17 protein-coding genes are annotated in these 16,616 nt (G+C 72.9%); 12 read left to right on the top strand and 5 right to left on the bottom strand.

Annotation, left to right across the window (positions count from 1 at the left end; genetic code table 11):
* Positions 1-65: 65 nt before the first annotated feature.
* Together OG852_RS34985 and OG852_RS34980 are read left to right on the top strand one after the other, a co-directional pair.
* Positions 66-1,043 carry a helix-turn-helix transcriptional regulator gene (locus OG852_RS34985; RefSeq protein ID WP_133909988.1) on the top strand — a complete coding sequence of 326 codons (978 nt, stop codon included), beginning with the start codon at positions 66-68 and terminating at the stop codon, positions 1,041-1,043.
* 82 nt (positions 1,044-1,125) lie between these two features.
* Positions 1,126-1,644 carry a DUF4240 domain-containing protein gene (locus OG852_RS34980; protein WP_133910447.1) on the top strand — a complete coding sequence of 173 codons (519 nt, stop codon included), beginning with the start codon at positions 1,126-1,128 and terminating at the stop codon, positions 1,642-1,644.
* 12 nt (positions 1,645-1,656) lie between these two features.
* On the opposite strand, the gene OG852_RS34975 is transcribed toward OG852_RS34980, so the two are convergent.
* Positions 1,657-1,884 (bottom strand): hypothetical protein, encoded by a 228-nt coding sequence (locus OG852_RS34975; RefSeq protein WP_330350027.1) that lies wholly within the window; start codon positions 1,882-1,884, stop codon positions 1,657-1,659.
* 77 nt (positions 1,885-1,961) lie between these two features.
* The gene (locus tag OG852_RS34970; RefSeq protein WP_443064594.1) at positions 1,962-2,843 is read right to left on the bottom strand and encodes a peptidoglycan recognition protein family protein; all 882 of its coding nucleotides are present in this window, start codon (positions 2,841-2,843) and stop codon (positions 1,962-1,964) included.
* A gap of 190 nt (positions 2,844-3,033) precedes the next feature.
* Between OG852_RS34970 and OG852_RS34965 the strand changes: the two genes are divergently transcribed.
* Entirely contained in the window at positions 3,034-4,218 is a 1,185-nt protein-coding gene (locus tag OG852_RS34965) for a MarP family serine protease (protein ID WP_330350026.1), read from the top strand.
* Positions 4,219-4,333: 115 nt separating this feature from the next.
* Here OG852_RS34965 and OG852_RS34960 read toward each other — a convergent pair whose 3' ends face one another.
* On the bottom strand, positions 4,334-4,828 hold the full coding sequence (locus OG852_RS34960; RefSeq protein WP_133909984.1) for a GNAT family N-acetyltransferase: 495 nt from the start codon (positions 4,826-4,828) through the stop codon (positions 4,334-4,336).
* A 71-nt stretch (positions 4,829-4,899) separates the two neighbouring features.
* Between OG852_RS34960 and OG852_RS34955 the strand changes: the two genes are divergently transcribed.
* Positions 4,900-5,799, top strand: coding sequence for a TIGR01777 family oxidoreductase (locus tag OG852_RS34955; protein ID WP_133909983.1), 900 nt, complete (start codon positions 4,900-4,902; stop codon positions 5,797-5,799).
* A gap of 219 nt (positions 5,800-6,018) precedes the next feature.
* Complete coding sequence (locus OG852_RS34950; protein WP_330350025.1) at positions 6,019-7,482, top strand: NAD(P)/FAD-dependent oxidoreductase; 1,464 nt, start codon at positions 6,019-6,021, stop codon at positions 7,480-7,482.
* Positions 7,483-7,627: 145 nt separating this feature from the next.
* Here the strand turns inward: OG852_RS34950 and OG852_RS34945 are convergent, their stop codons facing one another.
* The gene (locus tag OG852_RS34945; RefSeq protein WP_133909981.1) at positions 7,628-9,139 is read right to left on the bottom strand and encodes a regulator; all 1,512 of its coding nucleotides are present in this window, start codon (positions 9,137-9,139) and stop codon (positions 7,628-7,630) included.
* 245 nt (positions 9,140-9,384) lie between these two features.
* Between OG852_RS34945 and lipB the strand changes: the two genes are divergently transcribed.
* The 4 genes from lipB to OG852_RS34925 all read left to right on the top strand — a co-directional run bounded on the left by lipB (position 9,385) and on the right by OG852_RS34925 (position 12,572).
* Positions 9,385-10,182, top strand: a complete 798-nt coding sequence (gene lipB, locus OG852_RS34940; RefSeq protein ID WP_133909980.1) for a lipoyl(octanoyl) transferase LipB — start codon at positions 9,385-9,387, stop codon at positions 10,180-10,182.
* 107 nt (positions 10,183-10,289) lie between these two features.
* Positions 10,290-11,255 carry a lipoyl synthase gene (gene lipA / locus OG852_RS34935; protein WP_133909979.1) on the top strand — a complete coding sequence of 322 codons (966 nt, stop codon included), beginning with the start codon at positions 10,290-10,292 and terminating at the stop codon, positions 11,253-11,255.
* 289 nt (positions 11,256-11,544) lie between these two features.
* Entirely contained in the window at positions 11,545-11,748 is a 204-nt protein-coding gene (locus tag OG852_RS34930) for an SCO2195 family GlnR-regulated protein (RefSeq protein WP_067245807.1), read from the top strand.
* Between the two features lie 122 nt (positions 11,749-11,870).
* Positions 11,871-12,572 carry a DUF4191 domain-containing protein gene (locus tag OG852_RS34925; RefSeq protein ID WP_133909978.1) on the top strand — a complete coding sequence of 234 codons (702 nt, stop codon included), beginning with the start codon at positions 11,871-11,873 and terminating at the stop codon, positions 12,570-12,572.
* Between the two features lie 70 nt (positions 12,573-12,642).
* Here the strand turns inward: OG852_RS34925 and OG852_RS34920 are convergent, their stop codons facing one another.
* Entirely contained in the window at positions 12,643-13,110 is a 468-nt protein-coding gene (locus tag OG852_RS34920; protein ID WP_133909977.1) for an RDD family protein, read from the bottom strand.
* A gap of 196 nt (positions 13,111-13,306) precedes the next feature.
* Between OG852_RS34920 and glnA the strand changes: the two genes are divergently transcribed.
* From glnA to OG852_RS34905, 3 genes are all read left to right on the top strand, one after another.
* Positions 13,307-14,716, top strand: a complete 1,410-nt coding sequence (gene glnA, locus OG852_RS34915; RefSeq protein WP_133909976.1) for a type I glutamate--ammonia ligase — start codon at positions 13,307-13,309, stop codon at positions 14,714-14,716.
* 117 nt (positions 14,717-14,833) lie between these two features.
* Positions 14,834-15,091, top strand: a complete 258-nt coding sequence (locus OG852_RS34910) for an SCO2583/SCO2584 N-terminal domain-containing protein (RefSeq protein ID WP_330350024.1) — start codon at positions 14,834-14,836, stop codon at positions 15,089-15,091.
* Positions 15,092-15,093: 2 nt separating this feature from the next.
* On the top strand, positions 15,094-16,584 hold the full coding sequence (locus OG852_RS34905) for a hypothetical protein (RefSeq protein ID WP_133909974.1): 1,491 nt from the start codon (positions 15,094-15,096) through the stop codon (positions 16,582-16,584).
* Positions 16,585-16,616 lie beyond the last annotated feature (32 nt).

Here is a 16,616-nt window from a genome sequence, read left to right as displayed (position 1 = left end):
GGAAGGGGCGTACGGCGACCGCCGTACGCCCCTTCCTTGTCGGTGGGCCCCGGCATCATGACCGTATGCGCGCTGCCCGCCTCATCAAGATGGTGCTGCTCCTCCAGTCCCGACCCGCCATGACCGGCGCCGAGCTGGCGCGGGAGCTGGAGGTGTCCGAGCGGACCGTCACCCGGGACGCGCAGGCGCTGTCGGAGGCGGGTGTGCCCGTGTACGCGGAGCGGGGGCGGGCCGGCGGGTACCGGCTGGTCGGCGGGTACCGCACGGGGCTGACCGGACTGGCCCGCAGCGAGGCCGAGGCGCTGTTCCTGAGCGGGGTGCCGGGGGCGCTCAGGGAGATGGGCCTGGAGGACGCCGCCTCGGCGGCCCGGCTGAAGGTGTCCGCCGCGCTGCTGCCCTCGCTGCGGGACGCGCCGAAGGCGGCGGCGCAGCGGTTCCATCTGGACGCGCCCGCGTGGTTCCGGGAGCCGGAGACCCCCGAGGCGCTGGTGGTGGTCGCGGACGCGGTGTGGGACGACCGGTGTCTGCGGGCGCGGTACCGGCGGGGGGACGGGGAGGTGGTGCGCGATCTGGAGCCGTACGGGCTCGTGCTGAAGGCGGGGGTCTGGTACCTGTGCGCGCGGGTCTGCGGGGGCGGGGGCTTCCGGACGTACCGGATCGACCGGTTCGCCGGGGTCGAGGATCTGAAGGATCGTTTCAGCCGGGCCGAGGACTTCGATCTGCCGGCGTTCTGGGGCGAGCAGGCGGAGCGGTTCGCCCGGTCGATCCTGCGCGCGGAGGTCGTCGTACGGCTCACACGGACCGGGGTGCGCGCCCTGCCGCACGCCGTGGATCCGGTGGCCGCCCGCGACGCGCTGGCGACGGCCGGGGAGGCGGATCCGTGCGGGTGGGTGACGGTGACCCTGCGGGTGGAGTCGGAGGACGTGGCGCACACCCAGCTCACCGCGCTCGGCGCCGAGGTGGAGGTGGTCGCCCCCGAGTCCCTGCGACGGCGGTTCACCGAGGACGCGGGACGGCTGGCGGAGTTGTACGGACGAGCGTGACCGGGCGGCCGTACGGCGACCGTGACAATCCCCGGCACTCCGGGTGCGCCGGACCCCCTCAGGCACGATGCTTGGACCCGTGATGGACGAGTTGGAGTTCTGGGAGCTGGTGGACGCCTCCCGTACGGCGGCGGAGGGTGACCCCGAGGAGCAGGCCGACCTGCTCGTGGAGCGGCTGCTCCGGCTGGACCCGGAGTCCGTGCTCGACTTCGCCCGGCACTTCGAGTCCCGCTACAACCGCGCCTACACCTGGGACCTGTGGGGCGCCGCGTGGGTGCTGCTCGACGGGGCGAGCGACGACGCCTTCGACTTCTTCCGGTGCTGGCTGATCGGGCAGGGCCGGGAGACCTTCGAGGGCGCGGTGCACGATCCGGACGCGCTCGCGGATCTCCTGGACGAGTTCGACGAGGAGATCGACGGGGACGGGGAGGAGCTCGGGTACGCGGCCGACGAGGCCTACGAGCAGCTCACCGGGACCGTCGCCCCGGACCTCGGCATCGAGCCCGCCCCGTCCGAACCCGAGGGCACGCCCGTCGACTTCGAGAACGAGGGGGCGCTCGCCGAGCGGTATCCCCGGCTGTGGGGGCGCTTCAAGGAGTGAGTGGCGGGGGTGTCAGAGGGTGGCCCTGCGGCGGGTGCTGTCCGTCGGGAGGTACGCCTGCGCCTGGTCGGCGCGCACCGCGTGGTGCAGCGGGGCCTTGTTGGCCTGTTCGAGGGCGGACGCGGTGACCGCGGCGGGGCCCAGGACGACCGCGGCGACGGCGCACAGGACCGTCCAGGGGCCGCGTGCGGCCTTGGTCCAGCCGGCGGTGGTGTGCTCACTCGTGTGACTGCTGTTCATCGTCCCCGCCTCCGGTCGGTCTTCCTTGTGTCGTCCCTGACGGTAGGCGGCGGGGATGGGAGAACCCTGAATCCTGCCTAAGGCGTTCCTGTGAGCGTCCCTGAGGGCGCTGTGGCGGGTGCGCGGTGCTGGAGCCGGGCGGCCGTGGCGCGGATCTCGGGGAGGCGGGCGGTGAGGGCGGCGCCGGGGCAGCTCGTCATGTAGCCGTCGTTGTGGCCGGCCAGCGCGGGCAGGGTGGCGGTGGTGCCGGCGGCGTACCGGCTGAGGCTGTTGCTGGAGGTGAGGCGGACCATGGTGCGCGGGTCGACGTCGGCGAGGCCCAGCTTCCAGGCGGTCAGCGCGGCGATCGCGTCGACCATCGGCTGCGGTACGGGAGTTCCGGCGGTGAAGGTGCCGAGGGCGGCGATGCCGGCGGTGCGGTGGTTGAAGCCCTGTGTGTGGGCGCCGGTGACGGGGCGGTCGACGCCGCCCGCGCGGCCCTCGTAGATGGTGCCGCAGCGGTCGACGAGGAAGTTGTAGCCGATGTCGTCCCAGTCGCGGGCGCCGGTCTGGCCCGTGTACAGGTAGCGGATGATGCGGGGCGCGTCGGCGCAGTCGTAGCCGTTGGGCGAGTCGGTGTGGTGGACGAAGACGGCGACGACCTTGTCGTCGTAGCGCGGCGGCGGCTGTGCGCGCCGGGTGCGTGCGTCCAGCCAGGCCGTGCGGAGCACGATCGGCGGTCGGAGCGCGGTGTGCGCGGGCGCCGCCGGGCTGCGCTCCGGGGCGGGCGGTTTGCCGCGGGCGGCCGGCCGGGCCAGGGTGATGCGGTCGGCGCCGCCCCCGCACAGCACCAGGGCGGCGACGGCGGCGAACCCGGGCAGACAGCCCAGCAGCGCGAGAAGCGGCCCCGGTATCCGCACCGGGCGCCGTCCTCCTCGCGTTCCCCGGCTCCCGCGCGGGGCCGGTCGAAGGGCGCACATGGACCCACTGTCGGCCGGTTCCGCACCGCCCGCGACGTGTGCTGTGCCACCTGGTGGAACCATCGTCCCGGTCCACGGCGTTTCCCGGGGTGCACGCACGCGTGGCCGATCGTGTTCAGCCACGCTCGCGTGCGGCTGATCACTGGGCCCGTCCCCCACGTACTGAAGGGTCCTAGAGAAAGGCGGCTCCGTGGACCTGCTCGACATCCTGCTGGCGCTGGTGATCCTGGCCTACGCCGGCTCCGGCTACCGGCGCGGACTGGTGGCCGGCTGTGTCTCGCTGGCCGGGTTCGTGGGCGGCGCGGTGGTCGGTGTGTGGATGCTGCCCTGGGTGATGAGGCTGGTGACGCCGGGGACCACGGCGGCGACGGTGACCGCGGTGTTCACGGTGCTGGTCCCGGCGGCGTTCGGACACGAACTGGCGGGGCGCCTCGCGCTGCGGCTGCGGCGCGAGCTGGACCGGGGGCCGCTCAGGGTGGCCGACGGGATCGGCGGCGCGGCGGCGAACGCGGTGGCGGTGCTGATCGTGGCCTGGGTGGCGGCGAGCGTGCTGGGGGCGTCCCCCTCCTCGCCGGTGGTGACCTCCTCGATCCGGGACTCCAAGCTGCTGGGCGCGGTGCAGGACGCGATGCCGGACACCACGCCGGCCTGGTTCTCCAACGCCACCTCCGCGCTCACCCAGGCGGGCTTCCCGCAGGTCTTCAACCCGTTCGAGAACGAGTCGACGGCCGAGGTCGCCGAGCCCAGCGGCGACAGCGTCACGCCGAGCGCCACCAACGCGGCGAAGCTGAGCACCGTGAAGATCGAGGGCTCCTCGGGCGACCAGGGGCGCGAGGGCAGCGGGTTCGTGTACGCGCTCGAGCATGTGATGACCAACGCGCACGTGGTGGCCGGTATCGACCACCCGAGCGTGTGGGTGGGCGGCGTGGGGGCGTCGTACGACGCGACGGTGGTGCTCTTCGACGCGGACAAGGACGTGGCCGTGCTGTACGTGCCGAAGCTGCGCGCCCCCGTGCTGCGCTTCGACGACGCGGCGGAGCGGGGCGACGAGGCGGTCGTGGCGGGGTATCCGCAGGACGGCGACCTCAACCTCCAGGCGGCGACGGTCGCGAACCGGGTGAAGGCGACCGGCCGGAACATCTACAACGACTCGACCGTGACCCGCGAGATCTACTCGATCCGCTCCACGGTCCGCCCGGGCAACTCCGGGGGGCCGCTGCTGACCACCTCCGGGGAGGTGTACGGGGTGGTCTTCGCGCGGTCCACGTCCGACGACGAGACGGGGTATGTGCTGACGGCCGCGGAGGTCTCCGACGACGCGGCTCGGGCGGCGAAGGCGACGGCCGCGGTGGACACGGGTGAGCTGACGAGTTAGCGGGTGGTTCGGTGCGGCGCCGTTGCGGCTGGTCGCGCCCACGCGGCGGAGCCGCACGGTGATACAGCCCCGCGCCCCTGAGGAAAGGGGGCTGCGCCCCGTCGCCCTCGAAGACCTACACCCGGCGGCCCATCAAAATGTCGTCCACGTACTCGCCTGCCAGGAACATCTCCTCGGGCAGGACGCCCTCCACCGCGAAGCCCTCCGACTCGTAGAGCTTGCGGGCGGGGGCGTTGTGGCCGAGGACGCGCAGGGTGATGCGGCGGGCGCCCTGGCGGCGGGTCTCCTCCACCGCCGCGCGGAGCAGGGCCCGGCCGACGCCCTTGCCACGGGCCTCGTCGGCGACCGCGAGGCCCTGTATCTGGCGTACGTGCGCGGTGGCGGCGAGCGAGGTGGGCGGGACCAGACGGATGTAGCCGAGGACACGGTCGTCGAGCTCGGCGACGAGGTGGTCCTCGGGCAGGTGGCGTTCGTCGAAGAAGGGGGCGTCCGGCGCGGGCCGCGGCGAGACGGAGTGCAGGTGCGACCAGGTGGCGTGGTCGAGGTGGGCGAGCGCCCGGGCGTCGGCGGTGCGGGCGGGGCGGATGCGCAGTGCGGGGGTGTCGGACATGGCGTCACCCTAAGGCCGCACGGGCCGGGCCCCGACGGGGTTTTTATCCCGGTGCCCGGCAGGATGAGTCCATGCAGAAGGAACGTACGCGAATCGCGGTGGCCGGCGCGTCCGGCCTCATCGGCAGCGCCCTGGCGCGGTCCCTGACGGCCGACGGCCATGAGGTGGTCCGGCTGGTGCGCCGCGCGCCCCGGGGCGCGGACGAGGTGCGCTGGGACCCCGAGCGGGGGCAGGTGGACACGGCGGGGCTCGCGGGATGCGCGGCCGTGGTCAACCTCGCGGGCGCCGGTGTCGGGGACCGGCGGTGGACGGAGGACTACAAGCGGCGCATCCACGACAGCCGGGTGCACGGCACGGCCGGTCTCGCGAAGGCGGTCGCCTCGCTCGACGAGCCGCCGCGGGTGTTCGTCAACGGCAGCGCCATGGGCATCTACGGCGAGACGGGCGAGCGGGTCGTGGACGAGGACGCGCCCGCCGGTACGGGCTTCCTGCCGGAGCTGTGCGTGGAGTGGGAGGCCGCCGCGGCGCCCGCCGAACGGGCGGGCGTGCGGACGGTGTTCACCCGGACCGGGCTGGTCGTGGCGCGCGGCGGCGGTGCCTGGGGGAAGCTGTTCCCGCTCTTCCAGGCGGGCCTCGGCGGGCGGATGGGCGACGGCCGGCAGTACTGGTCCTACATCGCGCTGCACGACGAGGTCGCGGCGATCCGGTATCTGATGGACCGTGACGATCTGTCGGGGCCGTTCAACCTGACCGCGCCCGAGCCGCTGACGAACCGTGAGATCACCGCGGCCATGGGGCGGGTGCTGCGCCGGCCGACCCTGTTCCCGGTGCCGGCGCCGGTGCTGCGGACGGTGCTGGGCGAGATGGCCGGGGATGTGCTGGGCAGCGCACGGGTGGTGCCGAAGCGGCTCCTGGAGTCGGGGTTCACCTTCGCGTTCCCGGGGATCGAGGACGCCCTGCGCGCGGCGTGAGACGTCGTCCCGTGCGGCGTGAGAGGTCTCGTACGGCGGTGTGCGACCGGGTGTGCCCACCCCCGGCGACCGTATGCGACCGCCGTGCGACCGTGCCCTGCTCATGCGCGACTGTTCCTGACCGATCACGGCCCTAACCTCGATCCGAACTCGGGCATCCCGGACGCCAGTTGGGGGCATGACGTCTCCACCGGCCGCGCAATCCTCGAGGAGGGGCACGTGCTTGAGCCCGCGTACCAGGCAGACGTCGTCGTCGTGGGAGCCGGAGTCGCCGGACTCTCCGCCGCACATCGGCTGACCAGCGCAGGAATTACGACCGCAGTCCTGGAGGCCGCCCATGGTGTCGGCGGCCGCATGTCGACCGAGAAGGTCGACGGCTTCCGGCTCGACCGCATCGGGCAGCTGCTGTCCACGGCCTACCCCGAACTGTCCCTGACCCCGGGACTGGACGCGCTCGTCCTGCGTTCCTTCGCCCCCGGGGTCCTGCTGCACAGCGACGGACGCCACCACCGGGCCGGCACGCAGGCGGGCGCGGGGAGCGCGAGGGGCGCACTGCATGCCGTACGCGCCCTGGCGAGCGCCCCTCGGCCGGGCGCCCTGCCCCGCTCGCGCCCGGCCAGCTCCCGGTCGGTGCCGCTGCCCGGCGGACGGGGGGTGTCCCTCCCCGGGGCCCGCCCCGGCGGACCGTGGCAGGCCGTCCCGCCACCCCGGGTGCGGCCCGGTGCGCCGCTGGGCACCGCCGTCGACCAGGCCCGGCTGGGCGCCGCCCTCACCCGGATCGCGGCCACCCCCGCCGAACGTCTGCTGCGGCGCCCGGAGTCGGCGGCGGCCGAGGCCCTCGCCGCGCGCGGGCTGCCCGCCCGCACCATCGACGGGTTCCTGCGCCCGCTGCTCGCCGCGCTGCTGTGCGACCCGGACCTCACCACCTCCAGCCGCTGCGCCGACCTCGCGCTGCGCGCCTTCGCGGCGGGCCGGCTGTGCGTGCCGGAGGGCGGCGCCGAGGTGCTGCCCGAGCTGCTCGCCCGTACGCTGCCGCCGGGCGTGGTGCACACCGGCGTACGGGTCACCTCGGTCTCCACGACCTCGGTGACCACCGCCGAGCACGGCGAGTTCCGCTGCCGTGCGGTCCTGGTGGCCACCGACGCCCGCACCGCGGCCGAGCTGCTGCCCGGCCTGCGCGTCCCCGACTTCCACCCGGTGACGGTGGTCCACCACACCACGGACGAGCCCCCGGCGACCGGCGCGTCCCTGCTGCTGGACGCCGACCGCGGCGGCCCGGTCGCCCACACGACCGTGACCAGCGCCGTCGACCCGTCCCGGGCGCCCGCGGGCCGCGCCCTGATCTCCTCCACCGTCCTCGGCAGCCCGCCCGACGGCGTGGACACCGCCGTACGGATGCATCTCGCGCGGCTCTACGGCACCTCGACCGCGCGATGGGAGACGCTCGCCGTCCACCACACGGCCGAGGCCGTCCCCGCGATGCGTCCGCCGCATGATCTGCGGCGGTCGGTACGGCTTCTCGCGGGGCTGTACGTGTGCGGGGATCACCGGGACACCAGTACCGTCCAGGGGGCGCTGCACTCCGCCCACCGGGCGGCGGCGGCGATCGTGTCCGATCTGGGGGCGGGGGGATCCATGCACCGTTCGGATCCCGTGCGGGGTGCTGCCGCCGAGGCCGCGTGACGTCGTTGTCCGGGTGCGGCTGTGTGGGGGCCGGTCGCGCAGTTCCCCGCGCCCCTGGACGGGGGCCGGCTCGCCCCCGTCCCCGAAAGACGCGCGGTTCCCCGCTCCCCCGAGAACAGCTCCACGCGCCCCCGAAAGGTACGCCTCAGCCCAGCGCCGACACCTTGTCCCGGTAGGTCCTCGCCGGAGCCGCGTCCCGGTAGGGCTCCAGTCGGCGTTCGAACTCCCTGATGTACTCCACCGCCCGGACCGACCTCATCTCCGCCGCCTGGGCGGCCGCCTCGGCGGCGAGCTGGCAGGCCTGGTCGAGTTCGCCGAGGCCGAGGCGGGCGGTGGCGAGGACGACGCGGCTGAACAGGCGGCTGCGGGCGTGGGCGGCGGGGCGCAGCTGGAGGGAGCGTTCGGCGTGCTGGGCGGCGGCCCGGAACTGCTGCAGGTCGCGGTGGCAGTGCCCGAACTCGTCGGCGAGTTGGCCCTCGTCGAAGAACCGTGCCCAGTACGGCACCTCGTCGCCCGCCCGGGCCGCCTCCAGGGCCCGCTCGGCCCGCACCAGCGCGGCCGTGCCGGCCCGTACCTCGCCGAGCACCCCGTGCCCGCGCGCCTCGGCCGCGTGCAGCAGGGCCTGGACGACGGGCGGGGCGCCGCCGCCGATGCCCTGCTGGGCCACCCGGGCGAGCTGGACGGCCTCACGGCCGTGCCCGAGGTAGACGGCCTGGCGGCTCATGGTGACCAGGACGTAGGCGCCGTAGGCCCGGTCGCCGGCGGCCTGGGCGAGACGCAGGGACTGCACGAAGTAGCGCTGGGCGAGGCCGTGCGCGGCGATGTCGAAGGAGGTCCAGCCGGCCAGCCGGGTGAGGTCGGCGGCGGCGCCGAAGAGCCGGCGGCCGGTCTGCTCGCCGTAGGTCCCGCGCAGCATGGGCTCGCACTCGTGCTCCAGGTAGCGCACGAGGGCCTGGCGGGCGTGTCCGCCGCCGTACATGTCGTCGAGGGTGCGGAAGAGCTCGCCGACCGAGCGCAGGGCGGAGATGTCGCCGCCGGTGACCCGCTGGCCGGGGCCGCGTTCGCTGCCCTGGCCGCGCTGGCGGGGGACGGCGATCTGCGGGAGGACGGGCAGGCCGGGCAGGCCGGGCGCGCCCGGTTTCGCTCCCGTCGGCCGGGGGGCGGGACGGCTCTGGACCGGCACCCGCAGGACCGTCTCGGCTCCGCGGGCCACCTTGTCGTCGGCCCGGCCGATCAGCCAGTCGCGGCTCGGTACGACGAGCCCCGCCGGGGTGAAGGCGATCTTGCGCAGCTCGGCGTGGCTGCCGGAGTCCTTGCGCCACAGGCCGCCCACGATGTCGACGGCCTCCTCGGGGGTGCCGGCGAACTCCAGCCCGGCGTAGACCGGGGCGCAGGCGTCCAGGCCGAGGTCCTGGGCGGTGAGCCGGCGGCCGAGGCGGCGGGTGAACACCTCGGCGATGAGGGCCGGGGTGGTGCCCCGGGGCTGCTGGCCGCGCAGCCACCGGGTGACGGAGGTCTTGTCGTATCTGAGGTCCAGCCCGTGTTCGAGGCCCAGCTGATCGACGCGACGGGCCAGACCCGCGTTGGAGAACCCGGCTTCTGCGATGAGCGCGGCGAGTTGGCGGTTGGGAGTGCGCTGCGCGGGTCGTTCCGTCATCTGCGGTGCGGTCTCCTGCCTCCCGGGCCGCTGACATGCCCGGATGAAGTGCCCTGAGGGCTGTGATCAGGCCTGATGCCTCGTGAACGGCGCGAATGTAGCGGAGCGTAAGCAGCCGGTCGCACATCTCGACATTCATTCATCCGATCGTGTGAGGATTGGCCGTGCGGCTGACGCCGAGCGCGCGGACGTACAGTGACTTGGGCGCGTTTCGCGCCTTACGACCTTCCAGGGAGGCGCTTGCCGTGAGTGAGTTGCGGTTCGTCCGTAGGGGTTTCGGTGCCGGGGCCGTGGAGTACCAGGAGGCCTGGGACGAGCAGCGCCGGGTGCACGCGGCCCGGTTCGCCGACGAGATCCCCGACACCGTGCTGCTTCTCGAACACCCGGCGGTCTACACGGCCGGCCGGCGCACGGCCGACGACGAGCGTCCCCTCGACGGCACCCCGGTCGTGGACGTGGACCGCGGCGGCAAGATCACCTGGCACGGCCCCGGCCAGCTCGTCGGCTACCCCATCCAGAAGCTCCCCCGCCCGGTGGACGTGGTGGCGCATCTGCGCCGGCTGGAGGAGGCGATGATCCGGGTGTGCGCGGAGTTCGGCGTCGCGACCAGCCGGGTGGAGGGCCGGGCCGGCGTCTGGGTGCTGGGCGACCCGGTGGAACGGCGCCCCGCTCTCGGCGGACTCGCCCTCGACTTCGACCCCCGGCTGACCGACGAGGAGTTCGACCCCCGCCTCAACGGCCCGGAGTACGCCCCCTCCAACGCGGGCCAGCGCCGCGAGGACCGCAAGATCTGCGCCATGGGTGTCCGGGTCGCCAAAGGGGTGACCATGCACGGCTTCGCCCTCAACGTGAATCCCGACACGTCCAACTTCGACAAGATCATCCCGTGCGGCATCCGGGACGCGGGGGTCACCTCGCTGTCGTACGAACTGGGCCGCGAGCTCACCATCGCCGAGGTCCTGCCGGTGGCCGAACGCCATCTGGCGGACGTCCTGGGGAACGCGGACCTGAAGCCCCGCCCGATCGAGAGGGCGACCGCCTGACGGCGGGAATGGACCCCCCGTCCGTCGGGTTGGCCTGACGGCAGGGCTCAGTAAACACGGGCGTACCCTGGTGTGCGCCGAGGAATCGAAGTCACAGGGAGCCGGTCGTGTCCGCAGTCACCCCCGACGGACGCAAGATGCTGCGCCTGGAGGTCCGCAACAGCCAGACCCCCATCGAGCGCAAGCCCGAGTGGATCAAGACCCGGGCGAAAATGGGTCCCGAGTACACCGCCATGCAGAAGCTCGTGAAGAGCGAGGGGCTGCACACGGTCTGCCAGGAAGCCGGCTGCCCCAACATCTACGAGTGCTGGGAGGACCGCGAGGCGACCTTCCTCATCGGCGGCGACCAGTGCACCCGGCGCTGCGACTTCTGCCAGATCGACACCGGCAAGCCCGAGGCGCTGGACCGTGACGAGCCGCGCCGGGTCGGCGAGTCCGTGGTCACCATGGACCTGAACTACGCCACCATCACCGGCGTCGCCCGCGACGACCTGGAGGACGGCGGCGCCTGGCTGTACGCCGAGACGGTCCGTCAGATCCACGAGCAGACGGCGTCCCGCGAGGCCGGCCGGACCAAGGTCGAGCTGCTGGCCCCCGACTTCAACGCCGTTCCGGAGCTGCTGGCGGAGGTCTTCGCCTCCCGCCCCGAGGTCTTCGCGCACAACGTCGAGACGGTCCCGCGGATCTTCAAGCGGATCCGCCCCGGCTTCCGCTACGAGCGCTCGCTGAAGGTGATCACCGAGGCCCGGGACTACGGCCTGGTCACCAAGTCCAACCTGATCCTCGGCATGGGCGAGACCCGTGAGGAGGTCAGCGAGGCGCTGAAGCAGCTCCACGACGCCGGCTGCGAGCTGATCACCATCACGCAGTACCTGCGTCCGTCCGTGCGCCACCACCCCGTGGAGCGCTGGGTGAAGCCGCAGGAGTTCGTGGAGCTGAAGGAGGAGGCCGAGCAGCTCGGTTTCTCCGGGGTGATGTCGGGTCCGCTGGTGCGCTCCTCGTACCGCGCGGGCCGGCTCTACCAGATGGCCGTGGAGAAGCGCGGCGCGTACATCGCCTCGCAGGCCGTGTGACCTGGGCGACAACCGCCGACGTCCTTGCGCCATACGGGCGCCGGACAAGCGTGTGAACTCGCGCACAAGGTGCTACTGGCCAGTAACGGCCGAATCGACGCGGTTCCGACCGTCCTCGCAGATGAGGGCCCCGGTCGGGACCGCGTCCGCGTTCCCCGCTCGCCGAACGCCCCACATCAAGGCTTCACTGGCGTTTGACCGGTCGGTCACGCCCTGGTAACACCAAACAGTGACGCTGGTATCACACCACGTAGAACACCCCGCCACCCGCCCCGAGGGGGACTTTCCCATGCAGGCCGCGCCCGTTCGCGCCACCGCGATCCCGTCCTTCACCACCGCCCTGCGCGCCGTCGAGTCGCTGCTCCTGAGCAGCGGACAGCGCACCGCCCGCCGCAACGCCTGGACCTCCGTGCTGGAGGACCGCCGTCGCGCCAAGGACCGGGTCGAGGCACAGCGTGTCCTCGAAGCGGTCACCTCCGCCCGCACCTCCTGACCCACCGGCCCCTCACTCCCCACCCCACACCCCGCCCCACCGCGCCACCCCGCGGATCTCCACCCCTCCCCTCCCGGACACTGCCGTCGTCGGCACTTCCGGGGCCACGTAGACTTCGTGGCATGGCGAGAAGTGACAGCGCGGCGGACGCCGCGAATGCCGGGCGACTGAAGCAGATCGCCCTGACGTACAAGATGACCCGCAGGGCCGACAAGACGATCGGTCTGGTGCTCGCGGGTGTCTTCATCCTCATCCTCGGTGTCTTTCTCGCGATCGGTTTCCTGATCGGCCACCCGGTTTACCTGGGCATCCTCGGTTTCCTGCTCGCCTTCCTCGGGACGGCGATCGTGTTCGGCCGACGGGCCGAGCGGGCCGCGTTCGGCCAGATGGACGGCCAGCCGGGCGCCGCGGCGGCCGTGCTCGACAACATCGGCCGCGGCTGGACGACGACCCCCGCGGTGGCGATGAACCGCAGCCAGGACGTGGTGCACCGCGCCGTCGGCAAGGCCGGCATCGTGCTGGTCGCCGAGGGCAACCCGAACCGCGTGAAGAGCCTCCTGGCCGCCGAGAAGAAGAAGATGAACCGCATCGTCGCGGACGTCCCGGTGCACGACGTGATCGTCGGCACGGGCGAGGGCCAGACCGAGCTGAAGAAGCTGCGGACCACCCTGCTGAAGTACCCGCGCGTCCTCACCGGCCCGCAGGTCACCGCGACGAACGACCGGCTGCGCGCCATGGGCGACCTGATGAGCAACATGCCGCTCCCGAAGGGGCCCATGCCCAAGGGGATGCGCCTGCCCAAGGGCGGCCCGAAGGCCCGCTGACGTCTCCTGGCATACAAGAGGGGGGCGCCCGGTGATCACCGGGCGCCCCCCTCTTGTATGCCAGGAGACGTCAGATCCGCACCTCGACCGTGCGGGCCAGCCGGTCGTGCAGGCCGCGGCCGTCGCGGTCCCAGACGAGGGCCGGAAGGGCGAGACAGAGCAGGACCGTGCGGATCGCCGCGCGCAGGGGGTCGACCGTGCCGGTCGCCAGGGACACCACCCGCAGGCCGAAGATCCGCTTGCCCGGGGTGAAGCCCAGCGTGCTCACCGTGAGCAGGCTCACCACCAGGAACACCAGCAGGGTCCAGTTGCTGGTGGAGGGGGTGTAGCCGTCGGTGATCAAGCTGTATGCGATCAGCAGGCACAGTCCCCAGTCCACGGCCAGGGCGCCGAGCCGCCGGCCGGGACGGGCGATCGAGCCCGGCCCCTCCTCCGGCAGACCGAGTTGTTGGCCCCTGTATCCGAAGTCGACACCGGCTTCCTCCGCGGCCGCGCGGGGTCCCGAGAGCCACGATCCGATTGCATCCCTCTTGTCCACGCGTCCACGGTACTGCCCTCGTTTCGCGATACGGACAGGTGGGTGATTCGGACGGAGTCCGGTTAACTTGTGCGAAACAAATGGGTCACGCCGGAGAAATCACGCGTCCCTAGGGTCGGAAGCAGCGTGTGCCACCGCACTGGCCGCACGAACGAACTACCACCCCGGCTCGACGGCCGGGAGTAGGAGGAGCTGGATGTTCCAGAACGCCGACGAGGCCAAGAAGTTCATCGCGGACGAGGACGTCAAGTTCGTCGACGTCCGCTTCTGCGACCTGCCGGGCGTCATGCAGCACTTCTCGCTGCCCGTCGAGGCGTTCGACCCGGACGAGGAGCTGGCGTTCGACGGTTCGTCGATCCGCGGCTTCCAGGCCATCCACGAGTCCGACATGGCCCTGCGTGCCGACCTGTCGACCGCGCGGGTGGACCCCTTCCGCCGGGACAAGACCCTCAACATCAACTTCTTCATCCACGACCCGATCACGGGCGAGCAGTACTCCCGTGACCCGCGCAACGTGGCGAAGAAGGCGGAGGCGTACCTGGCGTCGACCGGTATCGCCGACACCGCCTACTTCGGTCCCGAGGCCGAGTTCTACGTCTTCGACAGCGTGCGCTTCAAGACCTCGGAGAACGAGTCCTTCTACCACATCGACTCCGAGGCCGGCGCCTGGAACACCGGTGCCCTCGAGGACAACCGTGGTTACAAGGTCCGCTACAAGGGCGGTTACTTCCCGACCCCGCCGGTCGACCACTTCGCCGACCTGCGGGCCGAGATCTCCCTGGAGCTGGCCGCCTCCGGCCTCCAGGTCGAGCGCCAGCACCACGAGGTGGGCACCGCCGGCCAGGCCGAGATCAACTACAAGTTCAACACGCTGCTCGCCGCGGCCGACGACCTCCAGCTCTTCAAGTACATCGTGAAGAACGTGGCCTGGCGCAACGGCAAGACCGCGACCTTCATGCCGAAGCCGATCTTCGGCGACAACGGCTCGGGCATGCACGTCCACCAGTCGCTGTGGAGCAACGGCTCCCCGCTGTTCTACGACGAGGCCGGCTACGCGGGTCTGTCGGACACCGCCCGCTACTACATCGGTGGCATCCTCAAGCACGCCCCGTCGCTGCTCGCGTTCACCAACCCCACGGTGAACTCGTACCACCGCCTGGTCCCCGGCTTCGAGGCCCCGGTCAACCTGGTGTACTCGCAGCGCAACCGCTCCGCGGCCATGCGTATCCCGATCACGGGCTCCAACCCGAAGGCCAAGCGCGTGGAGTTCCGCGCGCCCGACTCCTCCGGCAACCCCTACCTCGCCTTCTCGGCCCTGCTCCTCGCGGGCCTCGACGGCATCAAGAACAAGATCGAGCCGGCCGAGCCGATCGACAAGGACCTCTACGAGCTCGCCCCCGAGGAGCACGCGGGCGTCCCGCAGGTCCCGACCTCCCTCCCGGCCGTCCTCGACTCCCTCGAGCGCGACCACGAGTTCCTGCTCGCCGGTGACGTCTTCACGTCCGACCTGATCGAGACGTGGATCGACTACAAGCGCGCGAACGAGATCGCCCCGCTGCAGCTGCGCCCGCACCCGCACGAGTTCGAGCTCTACTTCGACGTGTGATCGGCCCGTAGCCGTACGGTCTGCTCGGCGCCCCCGTTTCCGGTTTCCCGGGACGGGGGCGCCGTCGTATGGTTTCTGGCACTGCCGTTCGAGACCGGGCAACAGGGGGATACGGGGATGTCCGAAGAGGACGACGACCAGCCGGAGTTCGACCTCCGGTGGGCCGACCGGGCCGAGCACAAGGAGCCCTCGGCGCGAGCCCGGATGCTGGCCGCCCGGTGGAAGGAGAATCCGCCGGAGCCGGTGCCGTTCCGGGGGGAGCCGGAGCGTGGCGGGCCGCGGCGCTCGTCGTGGGTGTCCACGACGATCGTGCTCGGATGTGTGGCGGCGGTGATCCTGCTGCTGGGCTGGACGCGGTTCCAGGCGCCCTACTAGCCATGAGCACGATCACCACGGGGGCGAGGGGAGACGGGGAGACGGCGGCGGTGCGGCTCGCCCGGGGGGAGTCGGTCGGCGCGGTGCTGCCCGGTGACGACCCCGGGGCCTGGATCGCGCTCGACGCGGGCGTCCGGCAGAGCGTCTGGTACGCGGACGACGGCGTATGGCTGCACCCCTGGGCGGTCACCGAGGGCGGACGGGCGCTTCTCGCCACCGTTCGCCGCAACCGGGCCGGCGGTCTGACCGCCGTCCTTCGGCGTGCGCAGCCCCTCACCGCGTCCCAGCTCGCGCTCGCGCTGTGCCACGGGGACGGCAGGATCCGGCAGACGGCCCTCGACGGGGTCGCCGACCACCCGGGGCTGCTGCCGCTGGTGGTCGTGCGCTGCTCCGACTGGGTGCCGCAGGTGCGCGAGGCCGCCCGGCGGCGGCTCGCGGAGGCGCTCGACGCGCGGACCGCCGTACGGCTGATGCCGCTGGTCCTGCGGATCGGGCGCCGGGGGCGGGGCGACTTCGCCACCGCTCTCGCGGACCGGTTGCTGCGCACGGCCCCGCCCGGGCTCCTGGCCCCCCTCTACTCGGACCCCGACCGTGCCGTACGCCGATACGCGTACCGGCTCGCCGTCGAGGAGCGGCTCCTCTCCCCCTTGGAACTGGCGCGTGCGGCCACCCGGGACTCCGACACGGTCGTGCAGTCGCTGTGCGCCGACGCCGCCCTGGCCGCCGTGACGGACGACGAGGCCCACGACGACGTACTCGACGCGCTGCTCGGGGCGCGCAATCCGCGGGTACGGGCCGCCGGGGTCACGGCCCTGCGCCGGGCCGGGCGGACCGAGCGGGCCGTGGGGTTCCTCGCGGACCGGGCGGCGGTGGTGCGGGCCTGCGCGCGGTATGTCGTACGGCAGGGCGGGAGCGATCCCCTCCCCTGGTACCGGGAGCGGTGCGCCGACCCCCGGGGGCTGCCGCCGGGGGCCGTGATCGGGCTCGCGGAGTGCGGGGAGCGGGCCGACGCCGAGGTGCTGTGGGCACTGCTCGGGCATCCGGCGGCGGGCGTGCGGGCGCGGGCCGTCGCCGGGCTGCGGACCCTGGACGTGACGGACGTACGACGGCTGCGGCCGTTGCTGGACGATCCGGCGCCCGCGGTGGTGCGTGAGGTGACCGCGGCGCTGCTGCCGTCGGCGGGGGCCGTGTCCGAGGAGGAGCTGACGGAGCGGCTCGGCCACGCGTGGCCCCGGCAGGTGCGGGTCGCCGCGTTGCGGCTGCTCGACGCGCGCGGCGGGATCGTACGGCTGCGGGCCGCGGTCACCGCGCTCGACGACCCGGACGAGCGGATCCGGACGTGGGCCCGGCAGTCGGTGCAGGGCTGGCACGCGGGCGGGGACGTGCCGCGCGAGGCGGCGGCGGAGGTGGGTGGGCTGCTGGACCGGGCACGGCATCTGTTCAGCGCGTATGCGCTGAGGCAGCGGAAGTGGGAAGCGGGCGTCCCGGTCTGAGCCTTTGCTGCTCCTAGGTCTGATCAGGAGCG

The sequence above is a fragment of the Streptomyces sp. NBC_00582 genome (assembly GCF_036345155.1).
Taxonomy (GTDB): Bacteria; Actinomycetota; Actinomycetes; order Streptomycetales; family Streptomycetaceae; genus Streptomyces.
This window is presented reverse-complemented; position numbering and strand designations above follow the sequence as displayed.